The sequence below is a fragment of the Microbacterium sp. LjRoot205 genome (assembly GCF_056175745.1).
The window spans coordinates 274150-296205 of record NZ_JBGFFH010000002.1 but is presented as its reverse complement, the minus strand read 5'-3'; the positions used below and the strand labels follow the sequence as shown (position 1 = coordinate 296205).

The following is a 22056-nucleotide window of genomic DNA, read 5'->3' as shown; positions in this document are numbered from 1 at the left end:
GTTTCATCAGGAGAGGCCTCGCTTCGGCATCCGGTCCCGGGGTCCTGGTCGTTGTGCGCCTCGGCGGTCGGCGCGATTGGCGAACTCCGCGGCCTGCTCGCGCTCGAACCGCTGCGCAGTGCGGCGCTCGTCGTACTCGCTGTACGCGTCGACGATGCGTCCGACGAGCGAATGCCGCACGACGTCGTCGCTCGTGAGTCGTGCGAAGTGGATGTCGTCGATGCCGTCGAGCACTCGGGTCACGAGGCGGAGCCCCGAGGATCCCTGCGGGAGGTCGACCTGAGTGATGTCACCGGTGACGACCATCTTCGAGCCGAAGCCCAGACGGGTGAGGAACATCTTCATCTGCTCGGGCGTCGTGTTCTGCGCCTCGTCGAGAACCACGAACGAGTCGTTCAGCGTGCGGCCGCGCATGTACGCGAGCGGCGCGACCTCGATGGTGCCCGTCGCCATCAGGCGAGGGACGATCTCGGGGTCCATCATCTCGTTGAGCGCGTCATAGAGCGGACGCAGGTACGGGTCGATCTTGTCGGTGAGAGTGCCGGGGAGGAAGCCGAGACGTTCCCCTGCTTCGACAGCGGGGCGCGTCAGGATGATCCGGGTGACCTCCTTGCGCTGCAGCGCCTGGACGGCTTTCGCCATCGCCAGATAGGTCTTTCCCGTTCCGGCCGGACCGATGCCGAACACGATCGTGTTCTCCTCGATCGCGTCCACGTACTCCTTCTGGCCCAGGGTCTTGGGCCGGATGACCTTGCCGCGAGTCGACAGGATGGCCTCGCCGAGCACCTCGCTCGGGCGGGGTCCTCCGTCGTTGCGGAGCATGCGCGCCGAGCTCGTGACGTCGCTGGGAGCGAGGTCGTGGCCGGCCTTGGTCATGGTCATCAGCTCGTCGACGAGACTCTTCGCCTTCGCGACGGCGTCCGACGTGCCCGTGAGCGTGATCTCGTTGCCACGGACGAGCACCTGCACGTCGCGGTGCTCCTTCTCGAGCATCCGCAGCAGGCGGTCCTGCGGTCCGAGCAGCTGCACCATGGCGACGCCGTCGGCATAGATCTTCTCGACAGCGGTGTCGGATGCGGTGACAGGGTCGTTTTCGTCAGAAGCCAACGAGCTTGTTCTCCTCGATATCGGCGAGCACATGGGCGTGCACGTGGAAGACGGATTGGGCGGCGCTCGCGCCGTTGTTGAAGATGAGGCGGTACTCGCCGTTCGCATGATCTGCGGCGAGCTGCTTGGCCGCGGCGACCATCTCGGCGAGAAGCCCCGGGTCGCCCTGAGCCAGCTCGGTGACGTCTCGGTAGTCCTCGGTCTTGGGAACCACGAGCGCGTGCAGAGGTGCCTGCGGGTTGATGTCGCGAATCGCGAACACCCGGCCGGTGTCCAGCAGGATCTCACCCGGGATGTCGCCGTTGAGGATGCGCGTGAAGATCGAGGGCTCGGACATGCTCTCAGTCTACTGACCGCAGCCCGGCGCGGCCCGTCCCCTCGTTCACCAGCGGCCGAGCGCCACCGAGAGCACGGCGATCGCCGCAGGACCCGCGGTGGAGGTGCGCAGCACCGTCTCCCCGAGGAGGACCCGTTCCGCACCGGCGTCGGAGAGCTTCGTGAGCTCCTCATCGGAGATCCCGCCCTCCGGGCCGACGACCAGCACGATGTCGCGGCCGTCCGGCTCGAGCTCGGACAATCGCGTCGATGCGCCAGGATCCAGCAGCAGCAGGCGCTGAGACGCTGCACGCACCGCGAGATCTGCCGTCGTCGCCGGAGGAGAGACCTCGGGAACCCAGGCGCGGTGCGCCTGCTTGGCCGCCTCTCGGACGATCGAGGACCAGCGTTCGCGCCCCTTGACGGCCTTCGGCCCCTCCCAACGGGACACGCTGCGGCTGGCCTGCCACGGGACGATCTCGTCGACCCCGAGTTCACACGCCGCCTGCACCGCCAGCTCGTCGCGATCGCCCTTCGCCAGAGCCTGTGCGAGGACGATCCGCGGATGCGGTGCGGATTCTTCGGATCGGGCCGACACGCGCACCTCGACGCGAGACGGTGACACCTCCTCGGCGACGCCGGTGAGCCACACCCCTGCACCGTCGCCGACCGTGACCGCCTCGCCGACGCGGAGCCGCCGGACGACCGCGGCGTGCTTGGCCTCAGCCCCGGTGAGCGACACGAGGTCGCCGACCGCAGCATCCGAGGAGTTCTCGACGAGGAAGTGGAGTGCCATGATCGCCGTCCGGATCAGTGCGAACGGAAGCGGTCGCGGAGCTTCGAGAACAGTCCCTGCTGGAACTGCGCCAGCTGCGGACCCGGCGCCTTCGTCTTCTTCGCGAAGTCCTCGATCAGCGCGCGCTGCGCAGAGTCCAGCTTGGTCGGGGTGACCACCTGCACGCCGACACGCAGGTCGCCCCGCTGGTTTCCTCGCAGCGGAGTGATGCCGCGGCCCTTGATGGTCAGGACGTCGCCCGACTGCACGCCCGAGCGGATCTCGAGATCGACCTCGCCGTCGAGCCCCTGGATGGTCGTCTCGGTGCCGAGGACGGCATCGGGCATCGACACCTCGAGTGTGGCGAGCAGGTCGTCGCCGTCACGGCTGAAGGAGGGGTGCGGGTTGACGGAGACCTCGACGTACAGGTCGCCGTTCGGGCCGCCGGCCTTGCCGACCTCGCCGGAGCCGGGAAGCTGAAGACGGAGTCCGGTCTCGACGCCGGCAGGGATGTCGAGGGAGACGGTGCGGCGTGAGCGCACCCGACCCTGTCCTCCGCACGTGCCGCACGGGTACGGGATGGTGGTGCCGTAGCCCTCGCAGGTGCCGCAGGGCTGAGACGTCACGACGTTGCCGAGCAGGCTCCGCACCTGACGCTGAACGTGACCGGAACCGCCGCAGATGTCGCAGGTGACRGGCGACGTTCCCTCCTGGCAGCACGAGCCGTTGCAGGTCTCGCACAGCACGGCCGTGTCGACCTCGATGTCGCGGTGCGCGCCGAAGACGACGTCGCCGAGATCGAGGGTCACGCGCACCAGGGCGTCCTGGCCGCGCTCACGCCGTGACCGCGGACGCGCTCCGCGCCCGCCGCCCTGGCCTGCGCCGAAGAACGTCTCGAAGATGTCTCCGAAGCCGCCGAACCCGCCGAAGTCGTTCGCCGCTCCGTCTCCCCCGCCCATGTCGTAGCGGCGGCGGGAGTCGTCGTCGCTCAGCACGTCATAGGCGTGCGTCACGAGCTTGAACCGCTCGGCGGCGTCTTCACCCGGGTTCACGTCGGGGTGGAGTTGACGGGCGAGGCGCCGGTACGCCTTCTTGATCTCATCGGTGGAGGCGTCGCGAGAGACGCCGAGTACCTCGTAGTGGTCTGCCACAATGGCCCTTCTGCGTGTGCTGTCATCTGGGCGGCCGCGTCAGCGGGCCGCCTCGTCTTCGTCGAGCATCCGCGACAGGTAGCGGGCAACCGCCCGTGCCGCCGCGAGATTGCTCGGATAGTCCATGCGAGTCGGCCCCATCACGCCGACGCGCGCCGTGCCGCTGGGGGCGGCGTAGTTGCTGGCGACGATCGATGCCTCGCCGAGTCCGAATGACGCGTTCTCGGTGCCGATGCTGGCTGCGAGGCCATGAGAGTCCGCCTCCATCTCGCTCATCAGGCGCAGCAGGGTCACCTGTTCTTCGATCGCCTCGAGGATGGGATGGATGCTGCCGCGGAAGTCCTGCTCGCGCTTCGCGAGGGTCGCCGCACCCGCCATCACCAGGCGCTCCTGACGGAACGCGCCGAGCTCGTCGATGACGATGGTCGCGAGTGCGCGAAGCACGATGTCGTGCGAATGCTCATCGTCGGTGAGCAGCGTCTGCAGCCGCTCAGCCGCATCGCTCACCGCCCGCCCGGTGATCAGCGCAGACAGGCGCGCACGGAGCAGCGCCATGTCGGCATCATCCACATCGACGGGCAAGGGGGCGATCCGCTGCGAGACGCCGCCCGCGTCGGTGACGAGCACGATGAGCAGCCGATTGGGAGCGAGCGCCACGAGCTCGAGATGCGTCAGGTGCGCGCGGGCGAACGACGGGTACTGCGCGAGGGCGACCTGACCCGTGAGCTGGGTGAGCACCCGGACGGTGCGCACCATCAGGTCGTCCAAATCAGAGGGAGCGGTGAGGAAGGACTCGATCGCCGTGCGCTGGGCGACCGAGAGCGGCCGCAGCTGCGCGAGGTGGTCGACGAAGACGCGATACCCCTTGTCGGTGGGGACGCGACCGGACGACGTATGCGGGGCGGCGATCAGCTCTTCGTCTTCGAGGAGTGCCATGTCGTTGCGGATCGTCGCAGCCGACACACCGAAGGAGTAGCGGTCGACGATCGACCTGCTGCCGACGGGCTCGTGGGTCTCGACGTAGTCCTGCACGATCGCGCGGAGAACCCGGAGGCCTCTTTCACTGACCATCGCAACTCCCTCCCTTTGGCACTCACTGGCTACGAGTGCCAATTCTACCCGCCCGTTCCGACCACATGCTGATCGCCATACGATGACGGGTATGAGTGTCGCCCCACAGGTCGCGGTCTCCGCCGGAATCGTGCGCGGCGAGGTGGTCGATGGTGTTCGGCGTTTCCTCGGCATCCCGTACGCGGCGGCGCCCTTCGGACCGAATCGCTTCCGCGAGCCCCAGCCGGCTCCTTCATGGGACGGCATCCGGGATGCCACGGCGTTCGGGCCGACCGCGCCTCAGCTTCCTTACCCCGGTGCCATCGGCGAGCTGCTGGGCTCGGTCGAGATTCCCGGCGACGACATCCTCTCCGCCAACATCTGGACGCCTCAGGACGCCGACCGCGCCCCGGTCGTCGTCTGGATCCACGGTGGCGCGCTCGAACGAGGCACCGCAGCCATCCCGCTGTATGACGGCGCCGGCTTCGCACGCGCCGGGATCGTCTTCGTGTCGATCAACTACCGCCTGGGATCCGAGGGATTCTCCGTGCTCGAGGACGCTCCCCGGAACCTCGGATTGCAGGATGCAGCAGCGGGACTCGCCTGGGTGCACCGCGAGATCGCCTCCTTCGGCGGAGAGCCGGAGCAGATCACGGTCATGGGCGAGTCCGCGGGCGGTGCGATCGTCGCGGGGCTCCTCGCGAACGATTCGTCTCGGGCGCGGATCGCGCGGGCCATCATCGAGTCGGGGCCGCTCGAAGCGCAGACGGCGAAGAAGGCCGGCCGCGTCACGGCGCAGCTCGCCAAGCGGCTCGGAGTCGCCGCCGACCGAGCGGGTTTCGCTACGGTCTCCCCCGAGCAGCTGCTGGAGGCACGGCGCCAGCAGGCCGCAGGGTCATCTCCGCTCGGCGGAGCCCCAGGATTCCAGTTCGCTGTGGATGCCGGGTCTCTGCCGCGTTCTCCGCACGAGGTCCTCGCCGGCGCCGACGTGCCGCTCCTCATCGGGAGCAACACCGACGAGTACCGGCTCTGGTTCACACCCGCAGCCCTCGCCCGGATCAGCGAGATGAAGCTCCTGCTCGGACGACTCGCTCTGCGGATCCCCCGCCGAGCGGTGGCCGCCTATCGCTCGGCCTTTCCCGGCGCGACCACGGGCGAGATCTTCGGCCAGCTCGCGACCGACATCATGCTGCGAGGGCCGCTGACGACGCTGGCGAGGGCGCGCACGGCACCGACCTACGTCTACGAGTTCGCGTGGCGGAGTCCCGTCCGCGACCTGCGTGCCGCGCACGCGCTCGAGCTGGGCTTCGTCTTCGATCGCCTCGGCGACCCCGAGGCGAAGCGCCTCGCAGGCGCTGAGGCGCCGCAGGGGCTCGCCGATGAGATGCACTCCGCGTGGGTCTCCTTCATCAAGACCGGAGACCCCGGCTGGCCGGTCTTCGGTGCGGAGCGCACCACCCGCCTGTTCGACACCGACAGCGCCACGGTGCCGCAGCGACGGACCGACGCGCTCGACTTGCTTCCGTAGCGCGCGTCTCTGCTCAGTCGGTGAGTGCGCGCACCACGGCGTCGGCGAGCAGCCGACCGCGCAGAGTGAGCTGAACGCGTCCGCGCACGGCGGCGGCCGGGTCGACGAGTCCGTCCGCGATCAGGCCGGCGACCCTGGTGCGTTTGTCTGCCTGGAGGTCGGCGACCGCGATCCCCTCGCGGATCCGGCTCAGGAGCAGGACCCGCTCGAGCATCGTGGACTCCTCGTCGGGGCGCTCGGTGCCCGCCGCGGGCGACTCCGAGGCCGCGAGACGCTGAGCGTAGGCGGCCGGGTGCTTGACGTTCCACCACCGCAGACCAGCGACATGGCTGTGCGCGCCGGGGCCGAACCCCCACCAGTCGCTTCCCCGCCAGTATGCGAGGTTGTGTCGCGAGCGCTGGTCCACGCTGCGAGACCAGTTGCTGATCTCGTACCAGTCGAAGCCCGCCGCCGCGAGACGCGCATCGGCGAGCTCGTACATGTCGGCCTGCAGATCGTCGTCCGGCGACGGCACCTCGCCCCGGCGGATCTGCCGGGCGAGCTTGGTGCCGTCCTCGATGATCAGCGCATAGGCCGAGATGTGGTCGGAGTCGAGCGCCAGCGCCGCCTCGATCGAAGATTCCCAGTCGGACAGCGACTCCCCCGGCGCTCCGTAGATCAGGTCGACGCTGACCGCGAGACCCGCATCCTTCGCTGCCGCGACGGCTGTCGTCACGTTCTCGGGCCGGTGGGTGCGGTCGAGAGCCGCGAGCACATGGGGAACGGCCGACTGCATGCCGATCGACAGCCGCGTGACCCCGGCATCCGCGAGGGTTCGAGCGACTTCCGGCGTCACCGTATCGGGGTTCGCCTCCACCGTGACCTCTGCGCCGTCGACCAGCCCGAACGCATCTGTCGCAGCGTCGAGCATGCGGGCGAGGTCGCTGGCCGGCAGCAGGGTGGGCGTGCCTCCGCCGAAGAACACCGTGTCCATGGGGCGCAGCGCGCCCGCGTCCGCGAGCACGCGTCTCGCGAGGTCGATCTCCGTGATCAGCGTCGAGGCGTAGTCCTCCTGCTTCGCGCCTCGGAGCTCGCCGGACGTGTAGGTGTTGAAGTCGCAGTAGCCGCAGCGTACCCGGCAGAACGGGACGTGCAGATAGGCCGAGAAAGGCACGGCGCGATCGATCGGCAGGTCGGACGGAAGACGGCCGTCGGCCGGTGCCGGATCGCCGAGAGGAAGCGGGCCGGCCATCAGAGAGGTGCGGCCATCAGACGGGGGTCGCGTACAGCGGCGAGATCGCCCGCAGATAGCGCGCGAAGAGCTCGCGTCGGCGACGCTTCACGAGAGGCGGGATGACGCGGTAGAGCAGGGAGTTGGGGGCGTCGAATGCCCGCACCGTGAACCAGACCTCGTCGTTGTCTTCGCGCCAGTCGATGTCGAACGACTCCTCGCCCCGCACGACCGACCCGCCGACGGTGCCGAGCACGAAGCCGATCCGTCGCTTCTCCTCGGTCACCGAGATCACGCGAAGCTCGGCATCCGCTCGCATCCCACTCACACGCCCATGCAGACGAAGAGTCATCCCTGGCCCTGCGAACGGAGTTCCCTCGACATCGAAACGCTGCTCGACGTCGTTCTTGCTCGGGGCGATCGGATTTCCCTCGGCATCGAAGCTCACCCCGGCGTACGCGGGGCCGGGAGCCGGACGGACATCATCGACGCTCAGACCTGAGGCGCGCTGCGCCGTCCAGGTGAGGAGTGCTTCGCCCGCAGACCGGAACCGCTCGACACCGCTGCCGATCCGCCAGGAGTTCTCCGCAGGGATGCTGCGCTCCGGCGGGTACTGCATCAGGTCGGGCGCGTGGGTCGCACCCACGGCCGCATAGTCCACCGTGTCGTCTCGGAAAGTCCCGCGCCGCATGTTTTCGAGCCTACTTCCCGTTCCCTGGAGGATCACCCTGTACGCGCCGGAACCGCCCGACCCGCAGAGCTCCTACTTCTTTTCCTTGCCTTCGACATCTCCCGAGAGCGCAGCGATGAACGCCTCCTGGGGGACCTCGACCCGTCCGACCATCTTCATGCGCTTCTTGCCCTCTTTCTGCTTCTCGAGGAGCTTGCGCTTACGGCTGATGTCACCGCCGTAGCACTTGGCGAGCACGTCCTTGCGCAGCGCTCTGATCGTCTCGCGGGCGATGATCCTGGCGCCGATGGCGGCCTGGATCGGCACCTCGAAGTTCTGGCGAGGGATCAGCTTGCGCAGTCGCTCCGTCATGAGCGTGCCGTACGCGTAGGCCTTGTCGCGATGCACGATCGAGCTGAACGCATCGACCTTGTCGCCCTGCAACAGGATGTCGACCTTCACGAGGTCCGCTTCCTGCTGTCCGGCGGGCTCGTAGTCGAGCGACGCATAACCCTGAGTCTTGGACTTGAGCTGATCGAAGAAATCGAAGACGATCTCGCCGAGCGGCATCATGTAGCGCAGCTCCACGCGCTCCTCCGAGAAATACTCCATGCCCAGAAGCGAGCCGCGGCGGGACTGGCAGAGCTCCATGACGGTGCCGACGTAGTCCTTGGGCAGCAGGATGGCCGTCTTGACCATGGGCTCGGACACGGAGCCGATGCGCCCGTCGGGGTACTCGCTTGGGTTCGTGACCGTCACGGTCTCGCCGGTGTCGCTGGTGAGCACCTCGTAGATCACGCTGGGCGCGGTCGTGATGAGGTCGAGACCGAACTCGCGCTCGAGACGTTCGGTGATGATCTCGAGGTGCAGCAGGCCGAGGAAACCGCATCGGAATCCGAACCCGAGGGCGACCGACGTCTCGGGCTCGTACTGGAGCGAGGCGTCGGAGAGCTTCAGCTTGTCGAGCGCTTCGCGCAGCTCCGCATAGTCGCTGCCGTCGATCGGGTAGATGCCCGAGAAGACCATGGGCTTCGGGTCGGTGTAGCCGGCGAGGGCCTCGGTCGCGGGCCTGCGCGCCGTCGTGACGGTGTCTCCGACCTTGGAGAGCCGCACGTCCTTCACGCCGGTGATGAGGTAGCCGACCTCGCCGACACCCAGACCCTTGGTGGGCACCGGCTCCGGGCTCGACACGCCGACCTCGAGCGCCTCGTGGGTAGCACCCGTGGACATCATCTGAATGCGCTCGCGCGGGGACAGACTTCCGTCGATCATGCGGACGTAGGTGACCACGCCTCGATAGGCGTCGTAGACSGAGTCGAARATCATGGCGCGGGCCGGGGCATCGGCATCGCCGACGGGCGCCGGGATCTCCTTGACCAGGCGATCGAGCAGTTCCTCGACCCCCACACCGGTCTTGCCCGAAACCCGCAGCACGTCCTCCGGCTTGCCGCCGATGAGCGATGCCAGCTCCTTGGCGTACTTGTCGGGATCGGCCGCCGGCAGATCGATCTTGTTCAGCACGGGGATGATGTGCAGATCGTTCTCGAGCGCCAGATAGAGGTTCGCGAGCGTCTGGGCCTCGATGCCCTGGGCGGCGTCGACGAGCAGGATCGCTCCCTCGCACGCGGCGAGAGAACGTGACACCTCGTACGTGAAGTCGACGTGCCCCGGGGTGTCGATCATGTTGAGCGCGAAGGTCTCGCCGTCGATCTCCCACGGCATCCGCACGGCCTGGCTCTTGATGGTGATGCCGCGCTCGCGCTCGATGTCCATGCGGTCGAGGTACTGCGCGCGCATGTCGCGGTCCGAGACCACGCCGGTGATCTGGAGCATGCGGTCGGCGAGGGTCGACTTGCCGTGATCGATGTGCGCGATGATGCAGAAATTGCGGATCTGCGCCGAAGGCGTCGCGGCAGGCTGAAGCGGAGTGAGGGCGCGTGGTGACATGTCCTGACGATTCTACGGTGAGGCGCGACTAATGCCCGCTTCGTCCGATCCGGTGATATTCTGCCGAGGTTGCCCGGGAGCCATCCGTGACACCGGATCCCGTGAGCGACAAGACTCCGTCACAGACCAAGTGGAGGCGTCGTGTCGCGCAGATCGGCTGATGGTGATTGACTGTCTTCCCGGCTCAGCGTTGCGTCGGCGGATCCCGCGTGCGTCTGTAAAAGAGAAAGAATCATCACCTTGATCAAGTATCTGTTGCGCCGCCTGCTGGGTTGGGTGCTGATGATCGTCATCGCGACGAACATCACGTACTTCCTCGCGTGGCTGTACCTCGACCCTGAGAACAACTACGTCGGACGGCGTCCTCCTCTCTCCGCCGACCAGATCGACAATCTGCTGGGTCCTCGCAACCTCAGCGAGTCGGTGCCTCTCATCGAGCGATGGTGGACCTGGTTCTCGAACATCCTCTTCCACTGGAACTGGGGCCTCAGCCCGACGGGCGAGTCGATCAACGAGCAGGTCGCCTACCGCGTCTGGATCAGTGCCGAGCTCGTGCTCGGTGCGACGATCATCACGACGATCCTCGGCATCGCCCTCGGCGTGTACACCGCCTCGCGGCAGTACAAGCTCGCTGACCGCATCGGTCAGGGCACGAGCATCATCACGATGAACATCCCCACCGTCGTCGCCGGCTTCGCTCTGGTCCTTCTGGCGATCAACTTCAACAACGCGGTCGGCACGACCGTCTTCTACGTGGTGGGTTCGTCCAGTCAGGGGGTGGAGGGCTTCTTCCCCGTGCTCGTCGATGTGCTGCAGCATCTGACCCTCCCCACGCTGGCCCTCGTACTCACGGGGTATGCCGGCATCCACTTCCTCCAGCGCTCGCTGCTGCTCGACAACATCAAGGCCGACTACGTGCGCACCGCGCGGGCGAAGGGGCTGACCAAGCAGCAGGCGATCCGCAAGCACGCTCTGCGAACGTCGCTGATCCCCGTCACGACGCAGGTCGCGTTCACCATCCCGGCCGTCTTCACGGGTGCGGTGCTGACCGAGACGATCTTCAACTGGAACGGGATGGGGCGCTACTTCATCCAGACCCTCAACAACAACGACATCCACGGCGTCGTCGCGGTCGCGGCATTCGGCGCCCTGATGACCGCGATCGGCGCGATCCTCGCCGACATCGCCGTCGTCGTCCTCGATCCGAGAGTGCGGGTGAGCTGATGGCTCTGGAAAGCATCGGGGTCTCCCCCGAAATCGCAGACAAGCCGAAGAACCGCAAGCGCACTTCGATGCTGACGCTGTACACGCGTCGCTTCATGCGCAACCGCGGCGCGCTGATCGGCGTCGTCATCCTCGCCCTGCTGGTGGTCTTCGCGATCGTCGGTCCGCTGATCTCGCCCTATTCGCACACCGACCTCGACTTCCTCGCGCTGCGCACGGGGCCGTCGGCCGAGCACTGGTTCGGGACGAACGGATCGGGCAACGACAACTTCGCGCAGGTYGCCGTAGGCCTCCAGCGCTCGATGATGATCGCTGCGCTGGTAGCGATCGGCACGACCGTGGTCTCGGCCATCGTCGGTGCGACGGCCGCGTACTTCGGCGGACGCTACGAGCGCATCATGCTCGCCATCATCCACTTCATGATGGTCGTGCCGAACTTCCTCATCCTCGCGATGATCTCGAACGACGCCGGCGGAAACTGGCTCGTGATCTCACTCGTGATGATCTTCATCGTCGGATGGTTCTTCCCCGCGCGCGTCATCTGGACGCTGTCGCTGTCGATCCGCGAGCGCGAGTACGTCCACGCCGCCCGCTACGCCGGTCTGTCGGGCATGCGGATCGTGATCCGCCACATGCTGCCGAACATCGGCTCGCTGCTGGTGATCAACTTCACCCTCGGCGTCGTCTCGGCGGTGCTCACCGAGACCGCCCTGTCGTTCCTCGGGTTCGGTGTGAAGCTGCCCGACGTCTCGCTCGGTGCGCTCATCGGCTACGGCTCGAGCACGCTCGTGAGTGCGCCGTGGCTGTTCTACTTCCCCGCTGCGGCGCTGACGCTGCTCACCGTCTCGATGGCACTCATCGCCGACGGTCTGCGTGACGCCCTCGATCCGACCTCGGCGGCTGGAGGTCGCGCATGAGTACTGTTCTTTCCGTCCGCGACCTCAAGGTCAGCTTCCCGTCCGAAGCTGGTCGCGTGGACGCCGTGCGTGGCGTCTCCTTCGATCTCGAAGCGGGCAAGACGCTCGGCATCGTCGGCGAATCCGGCTCAGGCAAGTCCGTCACCTCGCTCGCGATCATGGGCCTGCTCGACGACAATGCCAAGGTCAGCGGCTCCATCATCTACGACGGCCAGGAGCTTCTCGGCAAGTCCGACAAGCAGCTCTCGGTGATCCGCGGCAACGGCATGGCCATGGTCTTCCAGGACCCGCTGACGTCGCTCACTCCGGTCTTCACGATCGGCGACCAGCTGATCGAGGCGCTCACCGTGCACCGTCGACTGTCGAAGAAGGATGCCTGGGACCGCTCGGTCGAGCTGCTGAAGCTCGTGGGGATCCCCGAGGCGGAGCGCCGGATGAAGGCATTCCCGCACGAGTTCTCCGGCGGCATGCGCCAGCGCGTCGTGATCGCCATCGCGATGGCCAACAATCCGAAGCTGATCATCGCCGACGAGCCGACCACCGCGCTCGACGTCACCATCCAGGCGCAGATCCTCGAGCTCATGGAGAAGGCGCAGGAGGAGACCGGCGCCGCGATGATCATCATCACCCACGACATGGGAGTCGTCGCGAAGACCGCCGACGACGTGCTCGTGATGTACGCGGGAAAGCCCGTCGAGCACGCACCGGTGCGCGAACTGTTCTACCGCACCCGGATGCCGTACTCGATCGGCCTGCTCGGAGCCATCCCCCGCGTCGACAAGACCGAGAAGGTGCCGCTGATCCCGATCAAGGGCAACCCTCCGCTGCTGATCGACCTGCCGGATGCGTGCCCATTCGCGGCGCGCTGCCCGATCGCGATCGATGCGTGCCGTGAGCGTGAGCCCGACCTGCTGCCGATCACCACGAGCGGGCACACCGATCACTCGGTCGCCTGCATCCGCGCGAACGACATCGACGACGACGGGAAGATCGGCGGGCTGCCGGTGTTCCCGATCCCCGAGATCCCCGAGAGCACGCTCGCCAAGGTGCCGCGCGAGGATCGCCCGATCACGCTGGAGGCGGTCAACCTCAACAAGATCTTCCCGCTGATGAAGGGTGCCTTCTTCAAGCGCAAGGTCGGCGAGGTGCACGCTGTCAAGGGCATCAGCTTCGACATCCGCCAGGGTGAGACCCTCGCGATCGTCGGCGAGTCCGGCAGCGGCAAGACCACGACGCTGCTGCAGATCATGGACTTGGTCGAGCAGGAGGACGGCGACATCCGGATCGGCGGCACCAGCGTCGCCGACATCAAGAACCGTGCAGAGGAGCGCAAGCTCCGCCGCGACCTGCAGATCGTGTTCCAGGATCCGATGGGGGCACTCGACCCTCGAATGACCGTCTGGGACATCATCGCCGAGCCGATGTTGGCAATCGGCATGAGCAAGGACGACGTGTTCGATCGTGTCGAAGAGCTCATGGGGCTCGTCGGTCTCGACCCCGCGCACAGCGATCGATTCCCCCAGGCGTTCTCGGGCGGCCAGCGTCAGCGCATCGGCATCGCACGAGCACTGTCGACGAACCCCAAGATCGTCGTGCTCGACGAGCCCGTCTCGGCGCTCGACGTCTCGATCCAGGCCGGCGTGATCAACCTGCTCGACGAGCTGAAGGCCAAGCTCGGCCTGTCGTATCTGTTCGTCGCCCATGACCTCGCGGTCGTGCGGCACATCGCCGACCGGGTCGCCGTGATGTACAAGGGATCGTTCGTCGAGCACGGTGATGTCGATCAGGTGTTCGACGATCCGCAGCATCCGTACACGAAGGCGCTGCTGTCGGCGATCCCGATTCCCGACCCTGACATCGAGCGCACCCGCGAGCGGATCATCCTCCCGGTCGAAGGCTTCGACGCCGAGGCGATCGCCGCCAGCTGACCTGTTTACCGATGTGCACAGTCCGGTAACGGTTCCGTGTCCCTGGGGTTTCGCCCGCGAGTTGCGGGGTTAGTCTGCCCCTATCCCAAGTAAGGCCGACAGGCACTAAGGAGTACCATGAAACGGCATCAGAAGCTGATGGGCATCGCTGCTCTCGGCGCCGCCTTCGCACTCGTCATGAGCGGGTGTGCACCGGCAGGCAACGGCGGCGGCAACAGCGGCGAAGGCGAAGCTCAGACGGTCGAGGGCGCGGACTACAACCCGCAGCCCCGCGAGAACCTCGCAGAGGGTGGCGAGCTCCGCATCCCGATCTCGAACATCGCCGAGCAGCTGAACTACTTCCACAGCGACGGCGACGCGCGCGTCACGCAGGTCGGCACGTGGTTCCGCCCGCAGATCCTGCTCATGGATCCTGACGGCACCGTCAAGAAGAACGACGCGTACCTCGACGACTACTCCTTCGGTGTCGAGGACGGCAAGACCGTCCTGCACTTCAAGGTCAACGAGAAGGCGGTCTGGAACGACGGCACGCCGATCGACGTCACCGCGTTCAAGGCCACCTGGGAAGCCCAGAACGGCGAGAACGAGGAATACCAGCCGAACGCGACCGACGGCTGGAAGGAGATCGAGTCCGTCGAGGCCGGCGAGAACGACCGCGACGTCATCGTCACCTTCAAGGGCGAGTTCGCCTGGCCCGAGATGGTCTACTCGCAGCTGCTGCACCCGGCGGTCAACACGCCTGAACTCTTCAACACCGCCTTCCTCGGCGACTGGCACCCGGAGTGGGGCGCTGGCCCCTACACGGTCGAGAACTTCGACAAGACCGGCGGCGTCGTCACCCTCGTCCCGAACGAGAAGTGGTGGGGCAACGCTCCGCTGCTCGACAAGGTCTCCTTCATCCAGATGGAGCCGACCGCGGCGGTCAACGCACTGCGCAACGGCGAGGTCGACATGGCCGAGACCGGCAGCGCCGAGCTGCTCGCACAGGTCGAGGGCCTCGAAGGCGTCAAGACCTACAAGGGTCAGGCCACCGCGAACGCGATCTTCACGCTGAACTCGACCAACCCCGTGCTGGCCGACCTCGAGGTCCGCAAGGCCGTGTTCGAGGCCATCAGCATCGAGCAGGTCAAGGACATCGTCTTCAACGGTCTGAACTACACGGAGGAGCCCGCCGGTTCCCTCACGCTGTTCTCCTTCCAGCCGAACTACATCAACGCGCTGGAAGAGGCCGGCCGCAAGGACGGCGACACCGAGGGCGCCAACAAGCTCCTCGATGAGGCCGGCTGGGTCGCCGGTGCCGACGGCATCCGCGAGAAGGACGGCCAGCGCCTGTCGCTCGTCTTCCCGAACCACTCCGACACCGAGACCGCTCGTGCCCGCACGCTCGCGGTTCAGGCTCAGCTGAAGGAGGTCGGTGTCGAGGTCGTCATCGACCAGCGTCCGTCGGCGGACTTCGCAGAGGACTACACCACGCAGAACGGTGACATCTTCTTCCTCAACTTCACGTCGTCCGACCCGTTCGGTGCTGCCTGGTTCTGCCAGCTGTACTGCTCGGACAGCGGCCTGAACCTCTCGGGCACCGGCACCGAGGAGATCGACAAGATGATCCACGATGAGCTCGAGACGATCTCCGACCCGGTCGAGCAGACCAAGAAGGCCATGGAGATGGAGTCCGAGATCTTCGCGAAGACCTGGGGCGTCATCCCGGTTCTCAACGGCCCGGAGATCTGGACCGTCAAGGAGGGGCTCGCCAACCTCACGCCCGAGCCCTACGTGGGCCTCGACCTCTTCGGCATCACGCCGGTGGAGAACGTGGGATACGAGAAGTAATCCATTCGGAGCCTGACTCGTCAGGGCTTCGCGGCGGGGTCGGTGGTTCATCCACCGGCCCCGCCTTTCTCTATGCTGAAGGCGTGAGCGTCCAGATCGTCTTCGTGCACGGCATCCGCACGTCCGCGACGATGTGGCGCTCGCAACTCGAGTTCCTCGCCGACCAGGGCATCCCTGCCGTCGCTGTCGATCTTCCCGGCCACGGCACGCGGATGAACGAGGACTTCACCCTGCACGAGGCGCTCCACACGATCGACGTCGCGGTGCGCGACGCCGCCAGTCGAGGGCCCGTGCTGCTCGTCGGACACTCGATGGGCGGCCTGCTGTCGCTCGCCTATGTCGGAGGCGCCGAGACACCGCGAGTCGCGGGACTGGTGGCCGCGTCCTGCACGTCGCTCCCCCGCGGCGCGGGGCTTGCGGCGTATCGTGCGATCGCCCGGGCCGTCGACCGTCTGCCGGATCGAGGGATGTGGCTCACGAGGCGGTTCCTCGCCGCGACGATCCCGATCGAGACGCGCGGAGACTTCGCCGCGGGAGGCTACGCCCTGGATACGCAGGACACCGCTCTTCGGAACCTCGCCACCCTCGACCTCGCGACCGCCGTCTCTCGCATCGAGGTGCCGCTGTGGTTCGTGAACGGGCAGTGGGATCAGCTGCGGGTCAACGAAGCCCTGTTCCGACGGCTCGCGCCGCACGCCGAGCTGATCGTCGTGCCTCGCACCACCCACCTCGTCACCGCGATGCGTCCGCAGATCTTCAACATCGTCCTGCGACTGGCCGTCGCGACCATCGAGTCCGAAGCTACTGCTTCGGCAGCGGATCCCGCGCAGGCTGCCTCGCGAGAGCGGTGAGCCCGCCGCCGACGAGCGACAGCACGGCGGCGACGACGAACACGAGCCAGAACCCGCCGACGAGCGCCACGAGGCCTGCGCCGAGCACAGGGCCGATCAGCTGGCCGAGGGCGGCGGTGACGTACACGATGCCGAGGTCGCGGGCGTGGTCCGTCTCGTCGGGAAGCAGATCGGCAGCGAAGGCGAGTCCGACGGTGGAGAACGCGCCGTAGCCGAGCCCCATGAGCGCCGCCGCGACCATCGTCGCCTCGAACGTCGGGACCAGGGCGATCACGATGCCCGAGGCCGCCTGCACGAACGTGGCCAGGATTGTGAGGGGGCGTCTGTTGCCGGTGCGGTCGGACAGCACGCCGGTGAAGACCGACGCGAGCACCACGAACAGCGTGTAGACCACGATCAGGAGCAGCAGGTTGTCCTGCGCCACCGTCGTCTCCTGGTGCAGGCCGTGAAGCAGGAAGAAGAGGAACAGCGCGGTGCCCAGCGCGTTGCCGATGTTGGTCACGAGGCGGCCTGACAGCATCCAGGCGAAGTCCCGATCGCGCAGCGATGCCAGCAGACGACGATCGCTCTTGCCGGGCTGGGTGCGGACGAGCGGCGGCGGGTCGGGCAGAAGCAGCGCCGCGGCCGTTCCCACGACCGCGATCACCGCGGCGAGCAGAAGGTAGCCGTCGCGGATGCCGAGGCCGAGGAGCACCACGAGACCCACCCCCAGGACGATCCCCACCGCCTGACTCGATCCCACGGCCGCGGCTGCCGCGCCCCGTTGCGTCGTCGGGAGCTGATCGGCGATGAGTGCGGTGAAGGCGGCCGACGACACCGAGACGCCGATAGACACCCCGACCCACGCGGCGCCCACGGCCCAGGGACCTTCGCTGAAGCCGGTGACGATGAGGAAGACCGCGGTGACGAGCACGCCCCCGATCGCCCAGGGGCGCCGGCGTCGGCGTCCGACTCGTGCTCGGTCTGACAGAGCGCCGGCCACCGGGCCTGCGACGATGCCGGCGAGACCGCCGATGCCGAGCACGAACCCCGAGGAGATGACACCGCTGATCCAATCGTTTTCCGCGGTGTCGAGTTGGAGTGGCAGCAGAAGCTGAACGGGCGTGAGCTGCACGGTCCAGATGGCCAGCCAGGCGAGGGTGAACACGGTCATCCATTGCGGCCCGACCCTGCGGAAGCTGGGCATCGGCGAGACAGCGGGGAGGGCGGGGCTCATGTCGCTCCTTGACGTCGATCTCGCGACGCGAGTGTCGGGATACTGATGATTGTGCACCCGCACGCCCCGATGCCGCATCCTGCACGAGAGGACGCTGCCCCCGTTTAGGGCGAACCGCCCCGATGCTGGTAGAGTTGGTTCTTGGCTTGCGTGTGGGTTCTTCCCTCACGACCGCCGAGTGGAAGCCCTCTTCTTCTGCCGGCATTTCCTAACAACTCCGTACAGAAAGCGTCCACACGTGGCAAACATCAAGTCGCAGATCAAGCGCAACAAGACCAACGACAAGGCTCACGAGCGCAACAAGGCCGTGAAGAGCGAGCTGAAGACGCACATCCGCGCGACGCGCGCTGCTGTCATCTCCGGTGACAAGGCTGCAGCCGAGAAGGCTCTGAAGGCCGCCTCCCGCAAGCTCGACAAGGCCGTCAGCAAGGGTGTCATCCACCAGAACCAGGCTGCGAACCGCAAGTCCTCCATCGCCAAGCAGGTCTCCGCTCTCTGAGCTGATTCCACGCCTGACGGTGTGACAAGAGCCCGTCCCGTTCGCGGGGCGGGCTCTTTCGCGTGCGCTGGTACCCACGCGACACGTCGGGCAGGCGCGACAGCGCTCGTTCGACGTCGCGCGGAGTGCAGATGTCAGCGACGGTGCCGCGCCGCCGCGATGACGCTCACTCGCCGAACGGCTGACGTGTCGCGATGACGGTGAGCATGCGCTCCAGCGCGAAGATCGGGTCGCGCGCCGCGCCTTTGACCTCGGCATCGGCGCGCGCCGTCGCCTGGATGGCCATGCCGAGTGATCGCTCGTTCCACCCGGCGAGGTCGCGCCGCGCGCGGTCGACCTGCCAGTCCTTCATGCCGAGCCGCTGGGCGAGCTGACGGCTGGGTTCGCGGTTGCCGGCGACGCGTGCCATCGTACGCAGCTTCATCGCGAAGGCGGCGACCATCGGCACCGGGTCGGCGCCGGATGCGAGCGCATGGCGCAGCGCGACCAGGGCTTCGCCGTAGCGTCCGGCGATCGCCGTGTCGGCGACGACGAAGGCCGACACCTCGACGCGCCCGCCGTAGTACTTCGTGACGACGTCCTCAGTGATGTCGCCCTCGACGTCGACGATCAGTTGCTGACATGCCGCCGCAAGCTCAGTGAGGTCATCGGCGAACGCCGAGACCAGGGCCCGCAGCGCAGGCGGTGCGATCCGCTTCTTGGCCGCCTTGAACTCCCCCGCGGCGAAGTCGACGCGATCGCTGTCGCGCTTGACCGCGGGGCACGGGATCTCGATGCCGTCGCCCGTGCCGGCGCGCACAGCGTCGAGCAGCTTCTTGCCTCGAACGCTCGCGCCCGTGTGCCGGAGGACGACCGTCGCTCCCTCCTGGGGGTGATCCAGGTAGGAGACAGCCTCCTGCAGGAAGGCATCCGAGCACTTCTCGACACCCGACACGCGCACGAGACGGGGCTCGCCGAACAGCGACGGCGACGTCAACGAGAGGAGGGTGCCGGGCGCGTAGTCGTCAGCGCGGACATCGGTCACCTCGAGCGCAGGGTCTTCGGTGCGGAGGTAGTCGCGGACCCCGGCGATCGCACGTTCTGCGCAGACCTCTTCGGGGCCGAACACGAGCACCACGGGAGCGGGGCGCGGCTCGCGCCAGGAGACCTGCGCGATCTTGGCTGCCTTCGCTCCGCCGCGGGAGGGGGTACGAGAAGCAGCCATGCCTCAAGACTACCGGGGGCCGCAGACGTCGCCCTCGTGGTCAGGGCGGCTGCCTCTCCGTCCAGAGCTGGAGCTCGTCCCCATCGAGACCGACGAGGAGTCGGCCCTGCTGATCGGTGCGCAGCACGCGCGCTCCCGCCGCCTCAAGCGACGCGAGCGACTCTGCGCGCGGATGCCCGTAGTCGTTGTCGATGCCGGCGCTGAACAGGGCGACGACCGGACGCAGGTCTTGATAGAGCGCGAAGTCCTGGTCGGCGCTGCCGTGGTGCGCCACCTTGACCACGGCGTAGCTGCCCCTGAGATGCGCCGTGCGCGCCAGCATCCGCTGAGCCTCTGCCGACAGGTCACCGAGGAAGAGAGCCCGCGGCACACCGCCGCCTTCGACCTCGAGGACCACGCTCTGATCGTTTCCTGGCGGGAACACCTCGGATCCGCGCTGCGGCCACAGCACCTGCCACGATGCGGTGCCCAGCTCGCCCTGCATCCCCGCCGTCGCGAGGGTGACCGCCGCACCGCCGTCAGCCAACCGCTGCAGCATCCGGTCATCGCCGCTCTCCCCCGGTGGTCCGTGCAGCACCGCCCCGACTCTCCCCTGCACGGCGTCGACGCCGCCCACGTGATCGAGGTCGAAGTGTGTGAGGACGAGCAGGTCGATGTGCTCGATGCCGAGACTGCGCAGGCACGCTGCCAGGGGTTCGGGCTCCGGGCCCGTGTCGATCAGCGCGATCCGGCTGTCCGACCTGACGAGCAGCGCATCACCCTGGCCGACGTCGCAGGCGGCGATCGACCAGCCATCCGGGCTGGTGGCGCTCGCGAGAGGCCCATTCAGGGCGACGTGGGCGCCGCCCAGAGCGAGCATCACTGCGATGACGGATGCTGAAGCGCCTCTGACGACCGGGATAGTCCGGTATGCGCCGGTCAGAATCACCCCGAACGCCGCGCTCACGATGCCGACGAGCGCTGCACTCGCTATGCCGGGAACCACCGCGACCTGCGCGTACGGAAGTCGCGCGGTGATGCCTGCCGTGTGCGCGATCCAGGCGGCCGGCAACCACGCGGAGGCGGCCAGAAGGTCTGCGAGCAACGGTAGCGGAGCCGCCAGGCATGCGAGCAGACCGATGATCGTGGCGATGGGTGCTGCGGGCGCGGCCAGCAGGTTGGCCGCCAGACCGACGAGCGACTGCTGCTCGGCGAACAGGGCGATGACGGGACCGCACACCAGCTGCGCTGCCGTCGGCACGGCGATCGCGAGAGCGAGAGGCTGCGGCATCCACCGTGCGAGCCCTCGGGTGAGCGACGGCGAGAGCATGATCAGCGCGCCCGATGCGGCGACCGACAGCGCGAACCCCGCAGTGGAGGCCAGCCACGGGTCGGCGATGAGGATGCCGCTCGCGCTGAGCGCCAGCATTCCGGCCCCCGCGCTCGGCCGACCGAGCATCAATGACAGCATCGCGACGCCGGCCATGACCGCCGCCCTGATCACGCTGGGTTCCGGTGTCACGAGCACGACGAATCCCGCGAGCGCGATGGCGGCTGCGATGACCCGGGTCTCACGTCCGGCCCCGCACAGCGCGGCCAGCCAGAAGACGGCCCCGACGACGATCGCGCAGTTCGCTCCGGAGACCGCCGTCAAATGACTCAGCCCGCTCGTGCGCATGTCGTCGTTCAGCTCGGTCGACACGGCGCGGGTGTCGCCGACCGCGAGGCCAGGGAGCAGGCCGGCTCCCGGTTCGGGAAGGCGTGTGGACCGCTCGATGAAGGCGCTCCGGGCATCGGCCGCCACCGCGAACGCGCCCGACGCCGCAACCTCGACCGACGCGGTGCTCGCGAACACCACGAGCGCCGCCCTCTCCCCCGGATCCGTCGCCGCTGCCTCGCCCGTCACCCTGAGCGTCGCGCCGAGATCGAACCCGTCGGCCGGATCGATGCCGACCCGCACCGGAGCTGATGCCCCACGCACCGACCCCGGTGACCCGATGCCGGTGAGCTGCACTTCCATCCACAGTCGCCCGTCCCGACCCACCGATGCCGACGACGTGACCTCCCCCGTCGCCTCGACCACCCGCCCATCCCACGACGCGGCGCTGTCGCGAGCCGGCATCGCGGTCATGACTGCGATGGAGACGGCCGCAGCGGCGGCAAGGAGCACCACGATCAGTCCTGCCCGCGACGCAGCATGTGCCCGGAGCTTCAGCACGATTCCCAGCACCACGATCGCGCCGCATCCGCTCCCCAGCGCGCACCATCCTGCCGCAGCAGGGACGAACACGCAGAGGAGCGCGACCGTCCACACAGCCACCGCGATGGGCAGCATCCGCAGATCCCGCCTCACGCGAGCACGACGTCGCGGATCACAGTGAGCATCCCTCGGCTGCTCACCCTCTTCGCGGATGCTCCCATCAGAAGAACCTAGGATCCCCCGAAGCAGCCTCGCCGACATGGACCCGAGCACTGTGCACAAGCGTCGACGACGCCGCAGTGTGCAGAAGCATCGAGCGACTCCATGGCGGCTCCTGCACGACCTCGAGGAGTGCGCGCGGCCACACTTGGCGCTAACTGAGGGGAGGCGGCACAGCCAGCACTGCTGTCAATGTCCCAGCACGAGGATCGGGTGCGAGATCGCCATGGTTGCAG

The 22056-nt window shown here is 67.5% G+C and carries 18 protein-coding genes; 7 read left to right on the top strand and 11 right to left on the bottom strand.

All coding sequences use genetic code 11. The features are described 5' to 3' along the window. Positions 1–6: 6 nt before the first annotated feature. The 5 genes from AC04ME_RS07200 to hrcA form a co-directional block, all read right to left on the bottom strand. Positions 7–1032, bottom strand: coding sequence for a PhoH family protein (locus tag AC04ME_RS07200; protein WP_228385705.1), 1026 nt, complete (start codon positions 1030–1032; stop codon positions 7–9). A gap of 64 nt (positions 1033–1096) precedes the next feature. Continuing rightward, positions 1097–1444, bottom strand: coding sequence for an HIT domain-containing protein (locus tag AC04ME_RS07195; RefSeq protein WP_475434306.1), 348 nt, complete (start codon positions 1442–1444; stop codon positions 1097–1099). 45 nt (positions 1445–1489) lie between these two features. Beyond that, on the bottom strand, positions 1490–2218 hold the full coding sequence (locus tag AC04ME_RS07190) for a 16S rRNA (uracil(1498)-N(3))-methyltransferase (RefSeq protein ID WP_079112960.1): 729 nt from the start codon (positions 2216–2218) through the stop codon (positions 1490–1492). Between the two features lie 14 nt (positions 2219–2232). Beyond that, positions 2233–3348: a molecular chaperone DnaJ gene (dnaJ, locus tag AC04ME_RS07185; protein ID WP_042537649.1), complete on the bottom strand. Its 1116-nt coding sequence runs from the start codon at positions 3346–3348 to the stop codon at positions 2233–2235. Between the two features lie 39 nt (positions 3349–3387). After that, positions 3388–4419 (bottom strand): heat-inducible transcriptional repressor HrcA, encoded by a 1032-nt coding sequence (hrcA, locus tag AC04ME_RS07180; protein ID WP_042537651.1) that lies wholly within the window; start codon positions 4417–4419, stop codon positions 3388–3390. 91 nt (positions 4420–4510) lie between these two features. On the opposite strand from hrcA, the gene AC04ME_RS07175 reads away from it, so the two are divergent. After that, complete coding sequence (locus tag AC04ME_RS07175; RefSeq protein WP_475434303.1) at positions 4511–5926, top strand: carboxylesterase/lipase family protein; 1416 nt, start codon at positions 4511–4513, stop codon at positions 5924–5926. Between the two features lie 13 nt (positions 5927–5939). On the opposite strand, the gene hemW is transcribed toward AC04ME_RS07175, so the two are convergent. From hemW to lepA, 3 genes are all read right to left on the bottom strand, one after another. After that, positions 5940–7157 (bottom strand): radical SAM family heme chaperone HemW, encoded by a 1218-nt coding sequence (hemW, locus tag AC04ME_RS07170; RefSeq protein ID WP_475434300.1) that lies wholly within the window; start codon positions 7155–7157, stop codon positions 5940–5942. 16 nt (positions 7158–7173) lie between these two features. Continuing rightward, positions 7174–7827: a DUF1990 family protein gene (locus tag AC04ME_RS07165; protein ID WP_475434298.1), complete on the bottom strand. Its 654-nt coding sequence runs from the start codon at positions 7825–7827 to the stop codon at positions 7174–7176. 72 nt (positions 7828–7899) lie between these two features. After that, positions 7900–9753 (bottom strand): translation elongation factor 4, encoded by a 1854-nt coding sequence (lepA, locus tag AC04ME_RS07160; protein ID WP_079112964.1) that lies wholly within the window; start codon positions 9751–9753, stop codon positions 7900–7902. Between the two features lie 240 nt (positions 9754–9993). On the opposite strand from lepA, the gene AC04ME_RS07155 reads away from it, so the two are divergent. From AC04ME_RS07155 to AC04ME_RS07135, 5 genes are all read left to right on the top strand, one after another. Then, positions 9994–10977, top strand: coding sequence for an ABC transporter permease (locus AC04ME_RS07155; RefSeq protein ID WP_042537659.1), 984 nt, complete (start codon positions 9994–9996; stop codon positions 10975–10977). Continuing rightward, positions 10977–11894, top strand: a complete 918-nt coding sequence (locus tag AC04ME_RS07150; protein ID WP_042537660.1) for an ABC transporter permease — start codon at positions 10977–10979, stop codon at positions 11892–11894. Before AC04ME_RS07155 ends, AC04ME_RS07150 begins: the two co-directional genes overlap by 1 nt. Next, positions 11891–13822, top strand: a complete 1932-nt coding sequence (locus AC04ME_RS07145) for an ABC transporter ATP-binding protein (RefSeq protein ID WP_475434295.1) — start codon at positions 11891–11893, stop codon at positions 13820–13822. Before AC04ME_RS07150 ends, AC04ME_RS07145 begins: the two co-directional genes overlap by 4 nt. A gap of 117 nt (positions 13823–13939) precedes the next feature. Next, entirely contained in the window at positions 13940–15652 is a 1713-nt protein-coding gene (locus AC04ME_RS07140; RefSeq protein ID WP_042537665.1) for an ABC transporter family substrate-binding protein, read from the top strand. Between the two features lie 83 nt (positions 15653–15735). Next, complete coding sequence (locus tag AC04ME_RS07135) at positions 15736–16503, top strand: alpha/beta fold hydrolase (protein ID WP_475434292.1); 768 nt, start codon at positions 15736–15738, stop codon at positions 16501–16503. Here AC04ME_RS07135 and AC04ME_RS07130 read toward each other — a convergent pair. Further along, positions 16454–17719, bottom strand: a complete 1266-nt coding sequence (locus tag AC04ME_RS07130; RefSeq protein WP_475434290.1) for an MFS transporter — start codon at positions 17717–17719, stop codon at positions 16454–16456. The genes AC04ME_RS07135 and AC04ME_RS07130 overlap by 50 nt on opposite strands. 238 nt (positions 17720–17957) lie before the next feature. Here AC04ME_RS07130 and rpsT point away from each other — a divergent pair, with 238 nt between their 5' ends. Further along, positions 17958–18218 carry a 30S ribosomal protein S20 gene (rpsT, locus tag AC04ME_RS07125; protein WP_042537672.1) on the top strand — a complete coding sequence of 87 codons (261 nt, stop codon included), beginning with the start codon at positions 17958–17960 and terminating at the stop codon, positions 18216–18218. A 166-nt stretch (positions 18219–18384) separates the two neighbouring features. Here the strand turns inward: rpsT and holA are convergent, their stop codons facing one another. Both holA and AC04ME_RS07115 read right to left on the bottom strand, forming a co-directional pair. Beyond that, entirely contained in the window at positions 18385–19422 is a 1038-nt protein-coding gene (gene holA, locus AC04ME_RS07120) for a DNA polymerase III subunit delta (RefSeq protein ID WP_309689222.1), read from the bottom strand. Between the two features lie 40 nt (positions 19423–19462). Beyond that, positions 19463–21736 carry a ComEC/Rec2 family competence protein gene (locus AC04ME_RS07115; RefSeq protein ID WP_475434288.1) on the bottom strand — a complete coding sequence of 758 codons (2274 nt, stop codon included), beginning with the start codon at positions 21734–21736 and terminating at the stop codon, positions 19463–19465. Between the last annotated feature and the right edge of the window lie 320 nt (positions 21737–22056).

Excerpts from the sequence above, each read along its gene's own strand:
- AC04ME_RS07200 (WP_228385705.1), bottom strand. The coding sequence starts at position 1,032 with ATGGTGCAGCTGCTCGGACCGCAGGACCGCCTGCTGCGGATGCTCGAG.
- AC04ME_RS07195 (WP_475434306.1), bottom strand. The coding sequence starts at position 1,444 with ATGTCCGAGCCCTCGATCTTCACGCGCATCCTCAACGGCGACATCCCG.
- AC04ME_RS07190 (WP_079112960.1), bottom strand. The coding sequence starts at position 2,218 with ATGGCACTCCACTTCCTCGTCGAGAACTCCTCGGATGCTGCGGTCGGC.
- hrcA (WP_042537651.1), bottom strand. The coding sequence starts at position 4,419 with ATGGTCAGTGAAAGAGGCCTCCGGGTTCTCCGCGCGATCGTGCAGGAC.
- AC04ME_RS07175 (WP_475434303.1), top strand. The coding sequence starts at position 4,511 with ATGAGTGTCGCCCCACAGGTCGCGGTCTCCGCCGGAATCGTGCGCGGC.
- hemW (WP_475434300.1), bottom strand. The coding sequence starts at position 7,157 with ATGGCCGGCCCGCTTCCTCTCGGCGATCCGGCACCGGCCGACGGCCGT.
- AC04ME_RS07165 (WP_475434298.1), bottom strand. The coding sequence starts at position 7,827 with ATGCGGCGCGGGACTTTCCGAGACGACACGGTGGACTATGCGGCCGTG.
- AC04ME_RS07145 (WP_475434295.1), top strand. The coding sequence starts at position 11,891 with ATGAGTACTGTTCTTTCCGTCCGCGACCTCAAGGTCAGCTTCCCGTCC.
- AC04ME_RS07140 (WP_042537665.1), top strand. The coding sequence starts at position 13,940 with ATGAAACGGCATCAGAAGCTGATGGGCATCGCTGCTCTCGGCGCCGCC.
- AC04ME_RS07130 (WP_475434290.1), bottom strand. The coding sequence starts at position 17,719 with ATGAGCCCCGCCCTCCCCGCTGTCTCGCCGATGCCCAGCTTCCGCAGG.
- holA (WP_309689222.1), bottom strand. The coding sequence starts at position 19,422 with ATGGCTGCTTCTCGTACCCCCTCCCGCGGCGGAGCGAAGGCAGCCAAG.
- AC04ME_RS07115 (WP_475434288.1), bottom strand. The coding sequence starts at position 21,736 with ATGCTGCCCATCGCGGTGGCTGTGTGGACGGTCGCGCTCCTCTGCGTG.